The 16,980-nt window shown below is 67.9% G+C and carries 17 protein-coding genes; 6 read left to right on the plus strand and 11 right to left on the minus strand.

Translation table 11 applies throughout. The annotated features are described in order from the left end of the window. Positions 1–14: 14 nt before the first annotated feature. Positions 15–911 (plus strand): transcriptional regulator GcvA, encoded by an 897-nt coding sequence (gene gcvA, locus NCCP691_RS03730; protein ID WP_220806912.1) that lies wholly within the window; start codon positions 15–17, stop codon positions 909–911. Here the strand turns inward: gcvA and NCCP691_RS03735 are convergent. After that, positions 880–3,291: a hypothetical protein gene (locus NCCP691_RS03735; RefSeq protein ID WP_220806913.1), complete on the minus strand. Its 2,412-nt coding sequence runs from the start codon at positions 3,289–3,291 to the stop codon at positions 880–882. The genes gcvA and NCCP691_RS03735 overlap by 32 nt on opposite strands. A gap of 634 nt (positions 3,292–3,925) precedes the next feature. On the opposite strand from NCCP691_RS03735, the gene NCCP691_RS03740 reads away from it, so the two are divergent. After that, on the plus strand, positions 3,926–4,318 hold the full coding sequence (locus NCCP691_RS03740; RefSeq protein WP_220806914.1) for a VOC family protein: 393 nt from the start codon (positions 3,926–3,928) through the stop codon (positions 4,316–4,318). 42 nt (positions 4,319–4,360) lie between these two features. Next, entirely contained in the window at positions 4,361–4,990 is a 630-nt protein-coding gene (locus NCCP691_RS03745; protein WP_220806915.1) for a glutathione S-transferase, read from the plus strand. Here NCCP691_RS03745 and NCCP691_RS03750 read toward each other — a convergent pair whose 3' ends face one another. The 10 genes from NCCP691_RS03750 to NCCP691_RS03795 form a co-directional block, all read right to left on the minus strand. Beyond that, positions 4,991–5,260: an HP0495 family protein gene (locus tag NCCP691_RS03750; protein WP_220806916.1), complete on the minus strand. Its 270-nt coding sequence runs from the start codon at positions 5,258–5,260 to the stop codon at positions 4,991–4,993. It abuts the gene before it with no gap. A gap of 75 nt (positions 5,261–5,335) precedes the next feature. Continuing rightward, entirely contained in the window at positions 5,336–6,184 is an 849-nt protein-coding gene (locus tag NCCP691_RS03755; RefSeq protein ID WP_220806917.1) for a D-amino acid aminotransferase, read from the minus strand. Between the two features lie 932 nt (positions 6,185–7,116). Further along, the gene (locus NCCP691_RS03760) at positions 7,117–8,265 is read right to left on the minus strand and encodes a D-alanyl-D-alanine carboxypeptidase family protein (RefSeq protein ID WP_220806918.1); all 1,149 of its coding nucleotides are present in this window, start codon (positions 8,263–8,265) and stop codon (positions 7,117–7,119) included. 134 nt (positions 8,266–8,399) lie between these two features. Continuing rightward, the gene (locus NCCP691_RS03765) at positions 8,400–9,023 is read right to left on the minus strand and encodes an alpha/beta hydrolase (protein ID WP_220806919.1); all 624 of its coding nucleotides are present in this window, start codon (positions 9,021–9,023) and stop codon (positions 8,400–8,402) included. Beyond that, positions 9,020–9,337 carry a (2Fe-2S) ferredoxin domain-containing protein gene (locus NCCP691_RS03770; protein ID WP_220806920.1) on the minus strand — a complete coding sequence of 106 codons (318 nt, stop codon included), beginning with the start codon at positions 9,335–9,337 and terminating at the stop codon, positions 9,020–9,022. The genes NCCP691_RS03765 and NCCP691_RS03770 overlap by 4 nt, the downstream gene beginning before the upstream one ends. Before the next feature lie 82 nt (positions 9,338–9,419). Then, the gene (locus NCCP691_RS03775) at positions 9,420–10,586 is read right to left on the minus strand and encodes a VanZ family protein (protein WP_220806921.1); all 1,167 of its coding nucleotides are present in this window, start codon (positions 10,584–10,586) and stop codon (positions 9,420–9,422) included. Between the two features lie 56 nt (positions 10,587–10,642). Continuing rightward, positions 10,643–11,272 (minus strand): ABC-type transport auxiliary lipoprotein family protein, encoded by a 630-nt coding sequence (locus NCCP691_RS03780; RefSeq protein WP_238482300.1) that lies wholly within the window; start codon positions 11,270–11,272, stop codon positions 10,643–10,645. Further along, the gene (locus NCCP691_RS03785) at positions 11,262–12,191 is read right to left on the minus strand and encodes an MlaD family protein (RefSeq protein ID WP_220806922.1); all 930 of its coding nucleotides are present in this window, start codon (positions 12,189–12,191) and stop codon (positions 11,262–11,264) included. Before NCCP691_RS03785 ends, NCCP691_RS03780 begins: the two co-directional genes overlap by 11 nt. Then, positions 12,181–12,978: an ABC transporter ATP-binding protein gene (locus tag NCCP691_RS03790; RefSeq protein ID WP_220806923.1), complete on the minus strand. Its 798-nt coding sequence runs from the start codon at positions 12,976–12,978 to the stop codon at positions 12,181–12,183. Before NCCP691_RS03790 ends, NCCP691_RS03785 begins: the two co-directional genes overlap by 11 nt. Further along, a complete protein-coding gene (locus tag NCCP691_RS03795; protein WP_220806924.1) occupies positions 12,978–14,093 on the minus strand; it encodes an MlaE family ABC transporter permease in 1,116 nt (371 codons plus the stop codon). The genes NCCP691_RS03790 and NCCP691_RS03795 overlap by 1 nt, the downstream gene beginning before the upstream one ends. A 41-nt stretch (positions 14,094–14,134) precedes the next feature. Between NCCP691_RS03795 and NCCP691_RS03800 the strand changes: the two genes are divergently transcribed. Genes NCCP691_RS03800 through NCCP691_RS03810 form a run of 3 tightly spaced genes read left to right on the plus strand, consistent with a single transcriptional unit; the run spans position 14,135 to position 16,518 of the window. Beyond that, positions 14,135–14,977 (plus strand): biotin--[acetyl-CoA-carboxylase] ligase, encoded by an 843-nt coding sequence (locus tag NCCP691_RS03800; protein ID WP_238482301.1) that lies wholly within the window; start codon positions 14,135–14,137, stop codon positions 14,975–14,977. 3 nt (positions 14,978–14,980) lie between these two features. Next, positions 14,981–15,736: a type III pantothenate kinase gene (locus tag NCCP691_RS03805; RefSeq protein WP_220806925.1), complete on the plus strand. Its 756-nt coding sequence runs from the start codon at positions 14,981–14,983 to the stop codon at positions 15,734–15,736. Then, positions 15,736–16,518, plus strand: coding sequence for an SPOR domain-containing protein (locus NCCP691_RS03810; protein WP_220806926.1), 783 nt, complete (start codon positions 15,736–15,738; stop codon positions 16,516–16,518). The genes NCCP691_RS03805 and NCCP691_RS03810 overlap by 1 nt, the downstream gene beginning before the upstream one ends. Positions 16,519–16,980: the final 462 nt, after the last annotated feature.

Genomic DNA, 16,980 nt, shown 5'->3' on the forward strand with positions numbered 1-16,980 from the left:
TAGGAATTCTCACAATGCACGACTTCCGCCGCCTGCCCAACCTGGCCGCCCTGCGCGCCTTTGAAGCCGCCGCCCGCCACGGCAATTTCACGCGCGCGGCGGAAGAGATCCACGTCACCCACGGCGCCATCAGCCATCAGGTGCGGGCGCTGGAGGAAGAGCTGGGGGTGACGCTGTTCGCCCGCCACGGCAAGCGCATCACCGTCACGCCGGAGGGCGAGCGCTTCGCCGAAACCCTGCGCCGGGCGCTCGGCGACATCGCCGGTGCCGCCGACGCCTTGCGCGCCGACTCGCGCCACAACAAGCTCACCATCACCGCGCTGCCCTCGTTCGCCGCGCGCTGGCTGTCGCCGCGCATCGGCCGCTTCATCGAGCAGCATCCGGACCTCGAAGTCATGCTGCAGTCGAGCAGCGGCCTCACCGACTTCGTGCGGGAGTCGGTCGACCTCGGCATCCGTTTCGGGCTCGGCAACTACCCGGGCATGCATTCCGAAAAAATCATGGATGACCATTACTACCCGGTCGCCAGCCCGCGCTACAACGGCGGCAGGCTGCCGGCGACGCCGCGGGAGCTTGCCGCCAGCACGCTGCTGCGATGCGAGATGGAGCCATGGACGCCCTGGTTCCGCGCCGCCGGCCTGAGCGCGATCGAGCCCACGGGCGGACTGGTGTTTCAGGATTCATCGATGCTGGTGCGGGCGGCGGCGGAGGGGCATGGCATCGCCCTGGCGCGCCATGCGATCGCGATGACCGAGCTGGCCTCGGGCGAACTGGTGCGGCTGTTCGATATCAGCATCCCCTGCCCGGATTCCTATTTCTTCGTGTGCCCGCCGCAGTCGCTCGACAAGCCGCAGGTGCAGGCCTTCCGCAGCTGGCTGCTCAAGGAGCTGGAGGAGGTGCCCGGCGTGTAGCGGCCGGCGCCTGAGCCGGTTCATCCGCTGCGGTCGCGGTCGCGCCGCCGCGCAGCACGTCGTTGGCCTGGTCCGCCAGCCGGTGCAGTTCGCGCCGCTGCGCGCGGGTCGCCCGCATCCGGTAGGCGACCGCCGGTCCGAGCAGCGGATCGGTGGTGGAGTCCACCGCATCCGCGACGCCGCCGACCACCTTTTTCCAGACCGACTTCGCGCGGCCGAGACGGCCGAGGCTGCGCTGCTGCTGGTAGTAGTAGGGCTGCAGATCGGTCAGGCCATTGATCTGTCTTTGCGTCTTGCCCCCGTGTTCCCACTCGAAGGCGACCGATTGCGGCACGCGACCGGACTTGAGCAGCGAGACCACCGCGTCCGGCGGAAGCTGGTAGGGCGTCGCCGGTTTATCGGACGCATGCAGTTGGAGCGTGACCGGCGCGTTGTCCCCGGGCGCGGCAGCCGGATCCGGCGCATGCCGTTTGTAGGCCGGGCCGAGCGGGGAGACGACAAAGGACGGCGGCACGGTGGCGCCGAAACCGCCGGCAGTGATGGCACCGTCGCTGAGATCGGCGGCGCGCAGGCAGTTGTTGACGGCGCCGTACACGCCGCCCGCCATCAGGCCGGTCATGGCGCCGGCGCCGAGGCAGTAGCGATAGCGGTCGGCCACGTCCTTCTGCAGCGACAGTGCGCGTGCCGCCGCTCGCGTCTGCTCTTTCATGTCGCGCTCGAACAGGGCGCGCGCCTCGTCGTCGCGCACCGCGAGCAGATGGTCGGCCGCCGCGGCCAGCGCCCGGTCGCGGCGCTCGTGGTCGCCGTTGCGATCGGCGTCGCCGGCTTCGCCGGCCAGTTCACCGGCACGCCGGAGGTTGAACACGTCGGTCAGAAGATATCTTGCAGTCAGTACGGCCTCCCCGGGATTGCCCTTCCCCTCGCGGCTGACGGCTCTCATCAATGCCACGTCTTCGGAGACCATGCCCGCGGGTCCCGTCCGGGCAAGCTTGTCGAGGACCTCGGCCAGCTTGCCGCGCAACAGGACGCTTGCCATCGACATGCGCATCGAGACGGGCAGGACGATCAGCGCACTCAGCTTGCCCGCGTCGATGGCGCCGGCGCGGTTCAGCTCATTCGCGAGATCCTCGCGCGTCATCCTGCCGCTTTCAAACTTTTCGTACATCTCGGCGATGCGCGCCGGCGCCATCTTGCGGCGGTCGATCCAGTCGGCGCTCTTGATGAAATTGAACAGCTGTTTCAGCTTGCCGCGGCTGGCATCCTTTCCGTCCCAGTCGCTGACCCGGTACATCAGGTGCAGTCCCGCCGCCCCCGCGAGCGCCGCCGGAATCGCGATCGGCGCGGCGGGCGGAGCAAAGGCGGCGGCGACCGAGCCGCCGGCGATCAGTCCGGCGGCGCCGGAACGCACCGCCGCTTCGCGCCATCTGCATGCCCAGTTTTCCGCCGAAATATTCAGCCGATGCTTGATCGCGTTTTCGCTGGCAAACACGGTCTCGTCCGCTTCCTTGAGCAGCGCTTCGAGCGCGCTTCTGCCTCCGGGCTCCTCCGCCGCCTCGATCGCTTCCCGCAGGCGCTTCGCCAGCGCGGGTGCCTTGCGCATCCGGTCGGTGAGTTTCGCCGCGGTGTTCATGGCCGGCGTGCTCGCCGCCCGCTTGGCGAGATTGACGCTTAGCGCCGCGGCCAGGTCTTCCTGCGGCTTGCGCACCATGCGCTCACGGCCTGTATTGAGCTCGTTGTAGGCCTGCGCCAGCGCCATGCCGCTGCTGACCGTGGCAGCGGCGGCGGCCGACTCGACACCGGTGAGCATGGCGAAGGCGCCGAGCTGCGAAAGATAGTTCGACCAGATCGACTTGCCCTTCTGCTCGTAGCCGGTCGAACCGGCGGCATAGCCCTGGCTCAGGGTTTCGATGTCCAGCGTCTCGTCCATCGAAAATGCCCTGAGCAATGCCGATATCGCCTCATCGCGCCACCGCCGGTCCCCGTCGGCACGCCAGCGCTCGCCGCAGGCGATCGCGTGCGCCAGTTCCACCACGTCGGCCTGCCCGGGATCGAGCTTGCGCTGTTCCCAGTGCAGGGTGCGCACCAGTTCCGTCGCCGCCGTGGGCGACCACCCGCCGAGTTGAATTGCCGGCGGCGCTTCGCAGGACGACAGCGTGGCCGCGCCGGCCAGCCGTTCGCGCAGCCGTTCCGCCATGCCGGTCCGGCTGGCCTGGTGACGTCTTTCCTTCTGGTCGTGCATGAACTGCTCGGCCGAGCGCGGCGCCGGCGGATCCTGCGGCTCATGCGCCGAGGACGCCGTCGCGGAAGAGGCACCGGTCGAGCGGGATGTCTTCGGCAAATGCGTGGCGAAGACCTGGGTCCAGGACGGACGCCGGTCCATCTTCCGTTTCATGTCCGACGATGTGTACCGGTCCTCTTCATTGGAGGGCGGTTTGGCCGCGGCGTCGGATGCCGCGCGTTTTGCCGGCCATGACGGCAGGCGTAGGGAACACACTCTTGCGGCCATGGATGTCTCCTCGCATGGAACGCTCAGTAACTGCTGTATGGCGCCGCATGCACACCCCCTTTCAATGAGCTGTCGGGGGGGGCTTCAGGCGGGCGCCGGCTTGTAATTGTCTTGCTTACTGTTTGGGTGTGACGCAGCGAAGAAACGTATCCATGCCCCGCTCCTTTTTTTGATGTGCGCCGCGGCATGGTATACGGCGGGCGGGATGGTTATGCGACGAGGGCAGCGTGTCAGCCAGGTACCAGCGCGGAACGGAGTACGAGGTGTTGGACGACGAGGATTACTTGTCGGTTCTCATTGCGTCCCGGTTGTCCTCCGAGTGGAGTTCGTCGTCGATCTCGATATTGGTACGCACGATATCTCTGCAAAGTGGTGTCTGTGCACACACTCGTACATGGCGCGTTTCGGCGCAAGTCCGCTCCGCTGTTCCCCGGCCGAAGCGACCGGCAGCAGTATGGGATACTGCCCCTTCCCGCCGACCGGCGGCCGTTCACCGACAGGAGAAAACGTGATTTCCCACATCTTCATCGGCATCGCCGACTTCGATCGCGCGCTGGCTTTCTACACCGCGCTGGCGGATTGTCTCGGCTGGCCCGCGCGTTTTTGCGACCGAAGCAGGCCATGGGCCGGATGGGAGCAGCCCGGCGGCGGCCGTCCGCTGCTCCTGATCGGCAAGCCCTTCGACGGCCAGCCGCATCACCCCGGCAATGGCCAGATGATTGCGTTCGCCGCCGCCACCCGCGAGGCGGTGCGCCGGGCCTATCATCTCGCGCTCGCCCATGGCGGCAGCGACGAAGGCGGGCCGGGATTGCGGCCGCATTATCACCCGGACTACTATGGCGCCTACTTCCGCGACCCGGACGGCAACAAGCTGTGCGTGGTCTGCCATGAAGCGGAATGACGGCACGCTGCCCGTCTCACCTCACACGAAAGGATCGCACCCATGAAACTCATCGGCATGCTCGACTCCCCTTATGTGCGCCGCGTGGCGGTCTCGCTGCAACTGCTCGGCCTGCGTTTCGAACATGAGGCGCTGTCGGTGTTTCGCACCTTCGAGCAGTTCCGGCAGATCAACCCCGTGGTGAAGGCGCCGACGCTGGTGTGTGACGACGGCGGCATCCTGCTCGACTCCACCCTGATTCTCCAGTACGCCGAAGCGCTTGCCGGACGCAGCCTGCTGCCGACGGCCCTGCCGGCACTGCAGCGGGAACTGAAGATTATCGGTCTGGCGCTGGCCGCCTGCGAAAAGGCGGTGCAGATCGTCTATGAGCATGAATTGCGGCCGGCCGAGAAGCTGCATCAGCCCTGGGTGGACCGCGTCCACGCGCAGTTGCTGTCGGCCTGGCGGATGCTGGAAGAGGAGGCGCTGCGGGCGCCGCTGCCGGTGACGAGCGCGACCATGTCGCAGGCCGGCGTCAGCGTCGCGGTGGCGTGGCAATTCACGCAGCAGATGTTGCCGGGGGCGGTGCCGGCCGGGGACTTTCCGGTGCTCGCCGCCTGGTCCGCCCGGGCGGAGGCGCTGCCCGAATTCCAGGCGGCGCCGCACGGCCTCGGGACCGTGCGGGCCGGGTGATTACAGCACCACCTTCACCATCGGATGCGAGCTCAGCTCCCGATACAGGTTATCGAGCTGCTCGCGGCTGGTGGCGACCACGGTGACGGTCAGCGACAGATAGGTGCCCTTGGACGAGGGCCGCATTTCCATCTTGCCAGCGTGGAAGTCGGGGTCGTGGCGGGTGACGACCTCGACCATGGTTTCTGCAAAATTGTCCTGCATCAGCCCCATGATCTTGATGGGGAAGTCGCTCGGATATTCGATGAGGGTATCGGTGGGAGTGGTCATGATGGTGTGGCGCGCGACGCGGTTGCCGCGCCGCGCCGCCGAAGAAGGCACGCGCCCTGGCGCAATGCGCGTATTTTACGCCTTCCTCGCCTCCACATAGGCCGCATGCAGCGCCCGGAAGACCGGGCCGGGGCGGCCGTCGCCGACCGGGCGTCCGTCGATGCTCGCCACCGCCAGCACTTCCTTGCTCGCCGACGACAGCATCACTTCATCGGCCTGCATGACTTCCTCGCGGCTGATGCGGCGCGATTCGAACGGTATGCCGCGCGCCGCGCACAATTCCTCGATGAAGCCGTAGCGTATGCCTTCCAGGATCAGCTCGTCGCGCGGCGGCGCCATCATCTTGCCGTCCTTCACCACCCACACATTCGACGACGAGCCTTCGCTCAGCCAGCCGTCGCGGAACTGGATCACCTCGGCCGCATCGTGCTCGACCGCGTACTGCGCGGCGAGGACATTGCCGAGCAGGGAAATGGACTTGATGTCGCAATGCAGCCAGCGCTTGTCTTCCATGGTCACGCAGGCCACGCCGTTCTCCACCGCCTGCGCCGACGGAAGCGTCATCGGGTTGGTCATGATGAAGACCGTCGGCGTCACCGCTTCCTTCGGAAACGCATGGCCGCGTTTCGCGACGCCGCGCGTCACCTGCAGATAGATCAGCTGATCGTCGGACGGGTGGGCGTGCGCCACCTTGCCGATCAGCGCCATCCATTCCTCCTCGCTGTGCGGATTTGTAATCGACACCGCCTTCAGGCTGCGGAACAGGCGGGCGAGATGCTGCTTCGCACGGAATAACTTTCTTGCATACATCGGCACGACTTCATAGATGCCGTCGCCGAAGATGAAGCCGCGGTCGAGCACCGGGATGCGCGCCTCCGACAGCGGAGTCAGGGTGCCGTTGAGGTAGACGAGGGGGTCTTGCATGGTTGGAGCCTTTCGGGTGGGGAGAGCTTATTTTTGCACAGGCGGTGGCGGGTGATCATGCAAAAAAAGAATGGTTCGGCATGTTACGGAAAGCGTAGTGGCGCGTTCAGCCCGAAGAACCAGCACGAAAGTAGGGCCGGCCTCCCTGCCGGCGCCAGTGGCGGCAGCGCGGAGAAAGAGCAAAGCCTCTCTCCGTATCCGGCGTGGTTTGTGCCGGCACGGAGGCCGGCACCACCTGGACCTGCACCCGAAAGTAGGGCCGGCCTCCGTGCCGGCCCCGCCGGCGGCAGCGCGAAGAAAGAACAAAGCCTTTCTGCGTATCCGGCGTGGTTTGTGCCGGCACGGAGGCCGGCACTACCTGGTCCACGAACGGAGAACCTGCACCCGAAAGCAGGGCCGGCCTCCGTGCCGGCCCCGGCGGCGGCAGCGCGAAGAAAGAACAAAGCCCTTTCTCCGTATCCGGCGTGGTCTGTGCCGGCACGGAGGCCGGCACCACCTGGACCTGCACCCGAAAGTAGGGCCGGCCTCCGTGCCGGCCCCGGCGGCGGCAGCGCGAAGAAAGAGCAAAGCCTCTCTCCGTATCCGGCGTGGTTTGTGCCGGCACGGAGGCCGGCACCACCTGGTCCACGAACGGAGAACCTGCACCCGAAAGCAGGGCCGGCCTCCGTGCCGGCCCCGGCGGCGGCAGCGTGAAGAATGAACAAAGCCTTTCTCCGTATCCGGCTTGGTTTGTGCCGGCACGGAGGCCGGCACTACCTGGTCCACGAGCGGAGAACCTGCACCCGAAAGCAGGGCCGGCCTCCGTGCCGGCCACAACGGTGGCAGCGCGAAGAAAGAATCAAACCTCCTTCCCCCCCAATCCCCGCCAAACCCACCGCACAAAAAAAACGGCAGCCCGGAGGCTGCCGCACACACATCCTGCGATCAGACGATCACTTCATCCAGAGCCGTACCGAATCCACCGCACGGCCGAAGATGCTGGCCTGGTTCACCTGTTCCAGCGCCACCACCGGCAGCTCGGTCAGCGGCTTGCCGTCGACGACCATCTTCAGGGTGCCGACCCTGGTGTTCTGGTTGACGGGCGCGACCAGCGGGTCGGTGCGCTCGAGTACCGGCTTCATCTTGTCGGCCACGCCCTTGGGCACGGTGACGAAGACGTCGCGGGTGAAGCCGATCTTGACCTGGTTCTGCGAACCCTTCCAGACTTCCGGCGTGGCCACCGGCTGGCCCTTCGCGTACAGGCGCACGGTGTCGAAGTTCTGGAAGCCCCAGTTCAGCAGCTTCTGGCTTTCCTGCGCACGCACCTGATCGGAGACCGTGCCGAGCACCACCGACACCAGGCGGCGGTCGCCGCTCGGGCCGTTCGGGCGCTTGGCGGTGGAAATCAGGCAGTAGCCGGCGGCGGCGGTGTGGCCGGTCTTCATGCCGTCGACCGTCGGGTCCAGCCACAGCAGGCGGTTGCGGTTGGGCTGCTTGATCTTGTTGTAGGTGAACTCCTTGGTGGAGTAGATCTTGTAGAAGTCCGGATGGTCGTTGACCATGCGCGTGGCGAGGATGGAAAGATCGCGCGCGGTGGTGTAGTTGTTGGGGTCGGGCAGGCCGTGCGGATTGGCGAAGCGCGTGTTCTTCATGCCCATGCGCTCGGCCTCGCGGTTCATCAGCACCACGAAGGCATCCTCGGTGCCGGCCACCGCTTCGGCCAGGGCCACGGCGGCGTCATTGCCGGACTGGACGATCAGGCCGTACAGCAGGTCGTTGACCGAAACCGGGGTGGCCGGATCGATGAACATCTTCGAGCTGCTCGGATCGACCTTCCATGCGCGCACGGAGACATTGACCATCTGGTTGATGTCGAGGCGCTTTTCCTTGAGCGCGGAAAAGGTCAGGTAGGCGGTCATGATCTTCACCAGCGAGGCCGGCTCGACCCGCATGTCGGGATCCTGGGCGGCGAGCTGCTGGCCGCTGGTCGCATCGAGCAGCAGCCAGGACTTGGCGGCGATCGTCGGAGGAGGAAGCGCCTGCGCGAATGCGACAGACACCGAGAAGGCAGCGGCTGCCAGGGCAGCTAGAAGTTTTTTCATGGGCGTAGCGTTGAAATACCGCCAGGGCGGCGGATGACAAGGGAAAACAAGGACCGAATTATAGCGGCGCCGACTTGCCCCTCAGACAGATTCCGTATTCTTTGCCAGAACCAAAATCATTTCTTTCAAGAAAGTCAGCGATGCCAGCTTTCGACCACGAAATTCTTAATGTGTTGCAATTTGCGGTGAAAAAAATGATCGGCGCCCGGAATGACCAGCACAGGCAGCTCCTGCGGCCGCGCCCAGTCGAGCACGTCGGACAGCGGTATGGTCTCGTCATACTCGCCGTGGACGAGCAGGGTATTGGCGGGAACGGGCGGCACTTCCCATTTGCCGGCGGCGGTGCCGACCAGGACCAGGCGCTCGGCCGGCGTGCCGGCTTCGGTCAGGCGCTGCTGCAGCCGGGACTGCACGACGGTGCCGAAAGAGAAACCCGACAGCGCGACCGGCACGCCGGGATACTGTTCCCGCATGTAGGCCAGCAGCGCGGCCATGTCGTCGGTCTCGCCGCGGCCTTCGTCGTACTTGCCCTCGGACTTGCCGACGCCGCGGAAGTTGATGCGGGCGGCGGCATAGCCGAGCGCGACGAAGGCGCGCGCCAGCGTCTGCGCCACCTTGTTGTCCATCGTGCCGCCGTACAGCGGATGCGGATGCGCGACCAGCGCGATGCCGCGCGGCGCGTCATCGGGCAGGTCGAGCGCGCCTTCGAGCGCACCGGCGGGGCCGGCGAGGGTGAAGCGGCGGGTCTGCGCGTTCATATCTTCAGGCGCTCCACCGGGCGGCCGTTGACCAGGTGCTCGTCGATGATCTCGTCGATGTCTTCCTTGTCGACATAGGTGTACCAGGTGCCTTCCGGGTAGATCACCATCACCGGGCCCTCCTCGCAGCGGTCGAGGCAGCCCGCCTTGTTGATGCGGACCTTGCCCTGGCCGGAGAGGCCGAGCTGCTTGACGCGGGCTTTCGCGTGTTCCTGGGCGGCCTGCGCGCCCTTGTCGGCGCAGCAGGGACGGCCTTCTTCGCGGTGGTTCAGGCAAAAGAAGACATGGTGTTGGTAATACGGCTTGTCTGACATGTCGGTGCAGGGAGGGATGCGCGAGGAAAGAGCGCATGATACACCCGGCGCGCGGGCCTTTCAGGCGGGGCGCAGGGCGCGGCTAGCGATGGGTGGCGGATGTCCTGCGCCGGTGCATCGGATGCAGCAGGAACCAGAGCGCGAACACCGGCCAGCACACCGACAGGAAGTGCGCGGCGCCGTTGAAGTTGAGGAATTTGCCCTGGGTCCAGGCCTGCAGCGTGGCCACGAAATACGGGTTGGCGGGCACCAGGTTGATGATGGCCAGCCCGACCAGCAGGCAGGCCACCGCGAGGCGGCGCTGGGCCACGGCCGGCGCATAGGCCAGCCCGCTCATCATCAGCGCGCCGATCACCAGCCCGCCCTTGGCGCCGGGCGTGAGCCAGGCCAGCGCATTGGCGGGCGTAAACAGCACCGCGTTGGCGAGCGCCTTGGCGACCAGCGCCGCCAGCGCCAGCGCCGTCACCAGCAGTGCCGTCGGCGCCTGCTTGCGCAGCAGGCATGACATGGTCAGCAGCGCGCCGCACATGCCGAAGCCGGTGATCAGGATCTCCGCCAGCCAGTAGTCCTGCACGTCGAGCCCGAGCCCGGGCGCCAGCAGCGCCGCAAGGTCGATGTCGGTCTCGCTCCAGTCCGACAGCCATTCCGACAGGATCGGCAGCAGCTGGCCGTGGCCGAACAGGTAACCCTGCGGATAGATCTGCGCCAGCGGCCACAGCCCGAGCACGATCAGCCCGCGTCCCGCCTCCGGCACGAACCAGTTGCGCCGCAGCCGCACCAGCCGGCTCTGTTCGAGAAAGGTGCGGGTCAGCAGCAATCCGGCGAGGCTGCCGGCGACGGAGCCGCTGGCATTGGTGATGAAATCGAGATTGGACGACACGCGGTTGGGCAGGAAGGTCTGCACCGCCTCGAGCGAGCCGGACAGCAGCATGCCGCCCGCGATCGCGATGGCCGCCGCGCCCGCGCCGCGCACGGCGGGGTAGAGCGCGAACACGATCAGCGCGCCGAACGGCATGTAGCCGATCACATTGGTCACCACGTCGAAGCCCGTCCAGTAATGGGGCAGCGGCATCAGCAGGAAACCCCACATCGGCAGCCCGATGTCCTGCCAGTTGGCGAACGGATAGAGGCTGGCGTAGACGATGAGGAAGCCGTACATCAGCAGCCCGACGCGCGCGAAGGTCGACACCTGCGCGCTGTGGGCGCGGGCGTCGGCGTCGAGCGGCTGGTTGTCGTCGTGCGGAGCCATGCGATGTGGGACGGAAACGGAAAGCCTATTCTCGCAGATGCGCCGCCCCCGGCAAGCTATTTCAGCGGCAGCGTGCCGAGCCAGGCGATCAGGTCGCCGGTCACGGCATCGGTGGCGGCGGCGAGCGCGGCCGCCCCGCCGCCGGCGTCGGCGCTGGGCGCCGGCACCTGCCGCGCGAAGGACTTGTGCGCCAGCAGCGTGCGTCCGCGGTAGACCGAGGCACGCAGGCTGACCTGGCCGCGGCTGGCCTCACGGCTGTCGAAGACCTGGCTGAAATCATCGGTCTCCAGGCGCAGCACCGGCACGTTGAGCGCGCCCTCCGCCGCGGCCAGCGGTGCGCCGCCGGCGTCGGCGATGCGCGCCTTGATCCGCTGCAGCAGCAGCTGCGCGGGTGACATCGTCCAGCGCGCATTGGCATAGGGCAGGGGCTGCTGCGGCTGGTCGTAGTTGAGCCGGTAGAACATGCGGTTGCTGTCGAGCCAGGGCGGCGCGGCGACGGCGGCCACGGCCACCGGCGGCAGCGCGGGCAGTGCCTGTCGCGCGTGAGCGGGCAGGGGGCCGAGATCGTAGAGCGTCGGTCGCTGCGGCGCGCCGGCGCAGGCCGACAGCAGCGCGCAGCAGGCGGCCAGCAGCAGCGCGGCCGGCATGTGCGATCGGTTGCGCATGGTGTTTTCCTCAGTCTTCATTGAATCCGTCCTCTCCCGGTCCCGGCCGCGCCCGCGCGCCCCCGAACAGAATGCTTTGCGGGCGTTCGTTGAGATTGTCCAGCGTCCGGTTCAGCGAACGCAGCGTGACGCCGAGATCGGTGGTCAGCGGCGCCAGATCGTACTCCAGCCGTTCGGCCAGCATGCCGACCCGGTCCACGCTGTGGGTGATCGAGGCGATCGGCCCGGTCGGCTGCTGCAGGCTGGTCGAGAGCCGGTCGAGATTGGTGAGCAGGCCGCTGGCGTCCCGCGACAGGGTATTGAGCGAGCCCAGCGTCTGCTGCGCCTGCGCCGTCAGCGCCGGCATGCGCTGCAGCGTCGGCTGCAGCTGGCGCGGAATGGCTTCGAGCTGGTTGGCGGCCGAGCCGATGGAGTCGAAGGCGGCGAGGATCTTTTCCTGGTTCTCCGGCTGCAGCAGGTTGTTGATGCGCTTGGCGACTTCCTCGGTCTGCTGCAGGATGGCCAGGCCGCGGTTCTGCAACTGGTCGAACAGGCTCGGCCGCATCTCGATGCGCGCGACCTTGTCCGGTCCGCTTTCGAGCTTGACCCGCTGGCTGCCGTCGTCGTCGAGCTGGATGTAGGCGATGCCGGTCACGCCCTGGTAGCCGAGCGTGGCGAAGGTCGAGCGGGTGATCGGCGTGTCCGGCCGCACGCTGATGTGCACCAGGATCTGGCCGACCACCTCCGGGTCGAAGCTGATGTCGTCCACCTTGCCGACGTCGAGTCCGCGATAGCGCACCGCCGCCTGCGGATTGAGGCCGGGGATCGATTGCTTGGTCGCGATCTGGTACGGCACGTACTCGACGCGGTCGCGGTTGAACCACAGCGCGACGAGTATCGCCGCGGCCAGCAGCGCGATGGTGAACAGGCCGGCGGCCAGGGCATGCGATTTATTTTCCATGATCGTGTTCCATTCGTTTCTCGCGCAGCACTTCCATTGCGCGCAACCCGCGGCCGCCGAGGAAGAAGCGTTCCACGAACGGATGCGGCAGCGCCACGATGCGCTCCGGCGTGTCCGCCGCGATCACCCGCTTCTCGGCCAGCACGGCGATGCGCGTGGACAGCGCGAAGAGCGTGTCGAGATCGTGCGTGACCATCACGACGGTGAGTTTCAGTTGCCGGTGCAGGCCGGCGATCAGTTCGACGAAGCTGTCCGACAGGTCCGGGTCGAGCCCGGCGGTCGGCTCGTCGAGAAACAGCAGCTCCGGTTCCAGCGCCAGCGCGCGCGCCAGCGCGACCCGCTTGACCATGCCGCCCGACAGGTCGGCCGGCATCTTCAGCGCGTCGGCGGGGGAGATGCCGACCATGCTCAGTTTCAGCAGGACGCTGTCGCGGATCAGGTCCTCCGGCAGCCGGTGCAGTTCCCGCATCGGCTGCGCCACGTTGTCGAAGGCGGTCAGCGCGGAGAACAGCGCGCCGTGCTGGAACAGCATGCCCCAGCGTGCGCGCAACTGGCGCCGGCGCTGTCCCACCAGGCGGTTGATGTCTTCGCCGAACACGCGGACGTTGCCGCTCGCCGGCCGCTCCAGCCCGAGGATCTGGCGCAGCAGCGTGGTCTTGCCCGAGCCCGAGCCGCCGACCAGCGACAGGATCTCGCCCTGCTGCACGGTGAGGTCGAGATCCTGGTGCACCACCACGTCGCCGAAGCGGGTGCACAGCCTGTCGACCTGGATGACCGGGCCCGCCATCAGTAAAAACCCACGCCCTTGAAGACGATCGCGAACACCGCGTCGGCCAGGATGACGACGGTGATCGCCGTGACCACCGACAGCGTGGTGCCCTGGCCGAGGCTTTCGGTATCGGGCTCGATGCGCAGGCCGAAATGACAGGCCACCAGCGCGATCAGCACGCCGAACACCACCCCCTTGGCCAGGCCGATCCAGTAGTTCGCGATCGGCACCGCCTCCGGCAGCTCGCGCAGGAAATAAGCGGGCGGCAGGCCGAGCTCCAGCCGTGCCGCCGCCATGCCGCCGAGCAGCGCGACCGCGTCGGTCCAGACCACCAGCAGCGGCATCGACACCGCCAGCGCCAGCACGCGCGGCATGATCAGCCTGAAGCCGTGCGGCATGCCCATCACCAGCATGGCGTCGAGTTCCTCGGTCACCCGCATCACGCCGAGCTGCGCGGTGATCGCCGAACCGGAACGGCCGGCGACGAGGATCGCCGCCAGCAGCGGGCCCAGTTCGCGGATGATGGACATGCCGAGGATGTTGACCAGATAGATGTCGCCGCCGAAGGTGTGCAGCTGCTGCGCCGACAGATACGACAGCACGACGCCGATCAGGAAGCCCACCAGCGCGGTGATGCCGAGCGCACGGTAGCCGATATGGAAGACATGCGCCGAAATCTCCTTCCACGGCCCGCGCTGCGGCCGCGCGGCGAAGGCGGCGAGGTCGAGCGTCAGTTGTCCGAGCAGCATGACGAAAGCGCGCAGATGGTCGTAGCCCGTGCCCGCCAGCCTGCGGAAGCCGGCGGCCGACAGTCCCGTCCGCGCGCGCGCGGGCAGCCGCAGCGCGCCGGCCTGTTCCAGCCGGCCGAAGACTTCTTCATGCGCTGGCGCAAGCGACAGGGACGCCGGACGCGTCTTGCCCCAGGCATTCCAGAGGAGTTGCGCGCCGATATGGTCGAGCGCGACGATGCCGCGCAAGTCCCAGGCGCCGGCGGCCCGCATGCCGGCCAGCTGCGATTCGATCTTGCGCAGCACGCCCGCGCGCGCCAGCGCATGCACCTGCCACGCGCCGCTTGCCGCCACGGTCTGCTTCTCCCTGTCGAAGCTCAATGCTGGTAGTTGTAGTTCTGGCATCCGGCTAGTGTAAGGGAAGATTTGGCAAGGGGCATGGATACATGTCAGGCATCTTTCCCTGCTGCATGGCGGTGCCGAAAGCCAGCCGCTACAATGCCGGCATGACCGCCTTACTCACTCCGGAGCAGATCGCCGCCCTGTGCCGTCCCGCCGCGCAGCGGGTGGACGTGCGCGTGGTGGAGGAAACCGGCTCCACCAATGCCGACCTGATGGCCGCCCTGCCGGGGCTGACCGGACCGCGGCTGCTGATCGCCCGCCACCAGCGCGCCGGGCGCGGACGGGCAGGGCGCCCGTGGCAATCGCGTCCCGGCCAGTCGCTGACCTTTTCGCTCGCCTGGAAATTCGAGCGCGGACTGCAGGCGCTGGTCGGACTGCCGCTTGCCGTCGGCGTGACGCTGGCCGAGACGCTCGCCCTGTTCGGCGCCGAGGTCAGGCTCAAATGGCCGAACGACCTGCTGCTGGAGGGTCGCAAGGCGGCCGGCATCCTGATCGAATCGGCCGCCGCCGGACCCGGCAGCTGGGCGGTGATCGGCATCGGCATCAATCTCGCGCTCGACGAGGAAACCGTGGCCGGCCTGGACCGGCCGGTCGCCAGCCTGGCCCCGCTCGCCGCCATCGACCAGAACCTGCTGATGGCCGCGCTGCTGTCGGCCCTGGCGGAAATGCTGGAGGAGTTCGCGCAGCAGGGGCTGGCGCCCTTTGCCGCACGCTGGAACCGCCTGCATGCCTACGCCGGGCAGCCGGTGGCGATCCTCGAGAACGGCCGTGCGCTGCATGAAGGCATCGGCGTCGGCGTGGACGAGGTCGGCCGCTTTCTGATCGATACCGGTGCCGGACGGGTGGCGGTGATGGCCGGCGACGTGTCGCTGCGGCCGAAGGAGTAGACGATGCTGCTGCTGATCGATGCCGGCAATACCCGGGTCAAGTGGGCGATCGTGCCGCCCGCCGCGCACGGCCCCCATCCGCTCGGACAATGGCTCGCCTCCGGCATGGTCGAGCACGCCGGCGTGCGCGGGCTGAGCGAGGCCTGGAAGGGGCATCGCATCGACCATGTGCTGATCTCCAATGTCGCCGGCGCCGCCATGCGCGAGATGCTGGAGGCGGTGCTCGGCCTGCAGCCGGTGCCGCTCGAATGGTTTGCCTCGGCGCCGCAGCGCGCCGGCCTGCGCAACAACTACCGCAACCCGGCGCAGCTCGGCTGCGACCGCTTCGCATCGGCCATCGGGGCGCATGCGATGTACCCCGGCGAACCGCTGCTGGTCGCCACCTGCGGCACCGCGACAACGGTCGACGCCGTCGGCGCGGACGGCGTTTTTCTCGGTGGTATGATCCTGCCCGGACTCGGGCTGATGGCGAGTTCGCTGGCGCGCAACACCGCGCAGCTGCCCGAGGTGGCGCAGCACCTGGATGTGTCCGAACCCTTTGCCGACCATACCGATGCCGCCATCGTCAGCGGCTGCCTGTCGGCCCAGGCGGGCGCGATCGAGCGCGCGCTGGCGGCGCACGCGAGGCGGCACGGCGCGCCGCGCTGCATCCTCTCCGGCGGCGCCGCGCGCATCATCGCGCCGCATCTCGCCGCCGCCCCGACCATCGTCGATAACCTGGTGCTGATCGGCCTGCACCACGTCGCCATGAGTGCCTGATGCTGAAAGTTCTCTTCGCGGTTCTTCTGCTTGCCAATGCCGGCCTGTTCGCCTGGCAGCGCGGCCATCTCGACAGCCTGATTCCAAGCGGGCGGGAGCCGGCGCGCGTCGCCAACCAGCTCAATGCCGACAAGGTGAAGCTGGTGCCGCCGCAGCCGCCGGAGAGCGCGGCGCCGGTGCCCGCGCCCGGACCGGCCGTCCCCCCCGAGCCGCAGCCGGCCGAGGAGGCCGTGCAGCCCGCGCCCGCATCCGACAACGGCGAGCGCACTCCGGCGCTGGTCCCCGCCGCCGACAGGAAGCCCGACGCCGCGCCCGAGCCGCAGGTGCTCGCCTGCGCCGAGATCGGCGACTTCGGCCCGGAAGAGGCCCGGCGCTTCAGCGGCCAGCTGGCATCGCTCGACCTCGGCAACCGGCTCGCGCGCAAGCCCGTCCTGCAGCCGGCTTCCTGGGTGGTGCACATTCCGCCGCAACCGGACAAGGAAGCGGTGGAACGCAAGGCCGGCGAGTTGCGTCGCCTCGGCGTCGAAGACTTTTTCATCATCCTCGACAACTCCCCGCTGCGCTGGGGGATCTCGCTCGGCGTCTTCAAGCAGGAAGGCGCCGCCAGGGCACACCTCGCGGCGCTTGCCGAAAAAGGCGTACGCACCGCGCGCATCACGCCGCGCCTGAGTCCCACCGGCGACGTCTCCTTCCAGTTGCGCAAGCTGGCGCCGCAGGAAAAAGCGGCGCTCGACAGGATTGCCGCCGGCTATGCCGGGCAGCGGCTGCGTGCGTGTGACTGAGCAGCCCCGCAGTTTCACGGCGCCTCCGCCCACCAGGTAGTGCCGGCCTCCGTGCCGGCACCAGCGCCGGCCGTCCGAAGAATGAAGAACCGCCGCGACCTCCGCCAGGCCGGCAGGGACGCCGGCCCCACCACAGCGAGCCCCCGCCCACCAGGTAGTGCCGGCCTCCGTGCCGGCACCAACGCCGGCCGTCCGAAGAATGAAGAACGCCGCGATCGCCGCCACCTCCGCCAGGCCGGCAGGGACGCCGGCCCCACCACAGCGAGCCCCCGCCCACCAGGTAGTGCCGGCCTCCGTGCCGGCACCAAAGCCGGCCATCCGAAGAATGAATAACCGCAGCGACCTCCGCCAGGCCGGCAGGGACGCCGCCCTACCACAGCGAGCCTCCGTCAACCAGGTAGTGCCGGCCTCCGTGCCGGCACCAACGCCGGCCGTCCAAAGAATGAATAACCGCAGCGACCT

The organism is Noviherbaspirillum aridicola (genome assembly GCF_019656455.1).
GTDB classification, from domain to species: domain Bacteria; phylum Pseudomonadota; class Gammaproteobacteria; order Burkholderiales; family Burkholderiaceae_D; genus Noviherbaspirillum; species Noviherbaspirillum aridicola.

What these genes read in the sequence shown, in the direction of transcription:
- gcvA (WP_220806912.1), top strand. Translation starts at nt 15, where the DNA reads ATGCACGACTTCCGCCGCCTGCCCAACCTGGCCGCCCTGCGCGCCTTT.
- NCCP691_RS03735 (WP_220806913.1), bottom strand. Translation starts at nt 3,291, where the DNA reads ATGGACCGGCGTCCGTCCTGGACCCAGGTCTTCGCCACGCATTTGCCG.
- NCCP691_RS03745 (WP_220806915.1), top strand. Translation starts at nt 4,361, where the DNA reads ATGAAACTCATCGGCATGCTCGACTCCCCTTATGTGCGCCGCGTGGCG.
- NCCP691_RS03750 (WP_220806916.1), bottom strand. Translation starts at nt 5,260, where the DNA reads ATGACCACTCCCACCGATACCCTCATCGAATATCCGAGCGACTTCCCC.
- NCCP691_RS03755 (WP_220806917.1), bottom strand. Translation starts at nt 6,184, where the DNA reads ATGCAAGACCCCCTCGTCTACCTCAACGGCACCCTGACTCCGCTGTCG.
- NCCP691_RS03760 (WP_220806918.1), bottom strand. Translation starts at nt 8,265, where the DNA reads ATGAAAAAACTTCTAGCTGCCCTGGCAGCCGCTGCCTTCTCGGTGTCT.
- NCCP691_RS03765 (WP_220806919.1), bottom strand. Translation starts at nt 9,023, where the DNA reads ATGAACGCGCAGACCCGCCGCTTCACCCTCGCCGGCCCCGCCGGTGCG.
- NCCP691_RS03770 (WP_220806920.1), bottom strand. Translation starts at nt 9,337, where the DNA reads ATGTCAGACAAGCCGTATTACCAACACCATGTCTTCTTTTGCCTGAAC.
- NCCP691_RS03775 (WP_220806921.1), bottom strand. Translation starts at nt 10,586, where the DNA reads ATGGCTCCGCACGACGACAACCAGCCGCTCGACGCCGACGCCCGCGCC.
- NCCP691_RS03780 (WP_238482300.1), bottom strand. Translation starts at nt 11,272, where the DNA reads ATGAAGACTGAGGAAAACACCATGCGCAACCGATCGCACATGCCGGCC.
- NCCP691_RS03785 (WP_220806922.1), bottom strand. Translation starts at nt 12,191, where the DNA reads ATGGAAAATAAATCGCATGCCCTGGCCGCCGGCCTGTTCACCATCGCG.
- NCCP691_RS03790 (WP_220806923.1), bottom strand. Translation starts at nt 12,978, where the DNA reads ATGGCGGGCCCGGTCATCCAGGTCGACAGGCTGTGCACCCGCTTCGGC.
- NCCP691_RS03795 (WP_220806924.1), bottom strand. Translation starts at nt 14,093, where the DNA reads ATGCCAGAACTACAACTACCAGCATTGAGCTTCGACAGGGAGAAGCAG.
- NCCP691_RS03800 (WP_238482301.1), top strand. Translation starts at nt 14,135, where the DNA reads ATGTCAGGCATCTTTCCCTGCTGCATGGCGGTGCCGAAAGCCAGCCGC.
- NCCP691_RS03805 (WP_220806925.1), top strand. Translation starts at nt 14,981, where the DNA reads ATGCTGCTGCTGATCGATGCCGGCAATACCCGGGTCAAGTGGGCGATC.
- NCCP691_RS03810 (WP_220806926.1), top strand. Translation starts at nt 15,736, where the DNA reads ATGCTGAAAGTTCTCTTCGCGGTTCTTCTGCTTGCCAATGCCGGCCTG.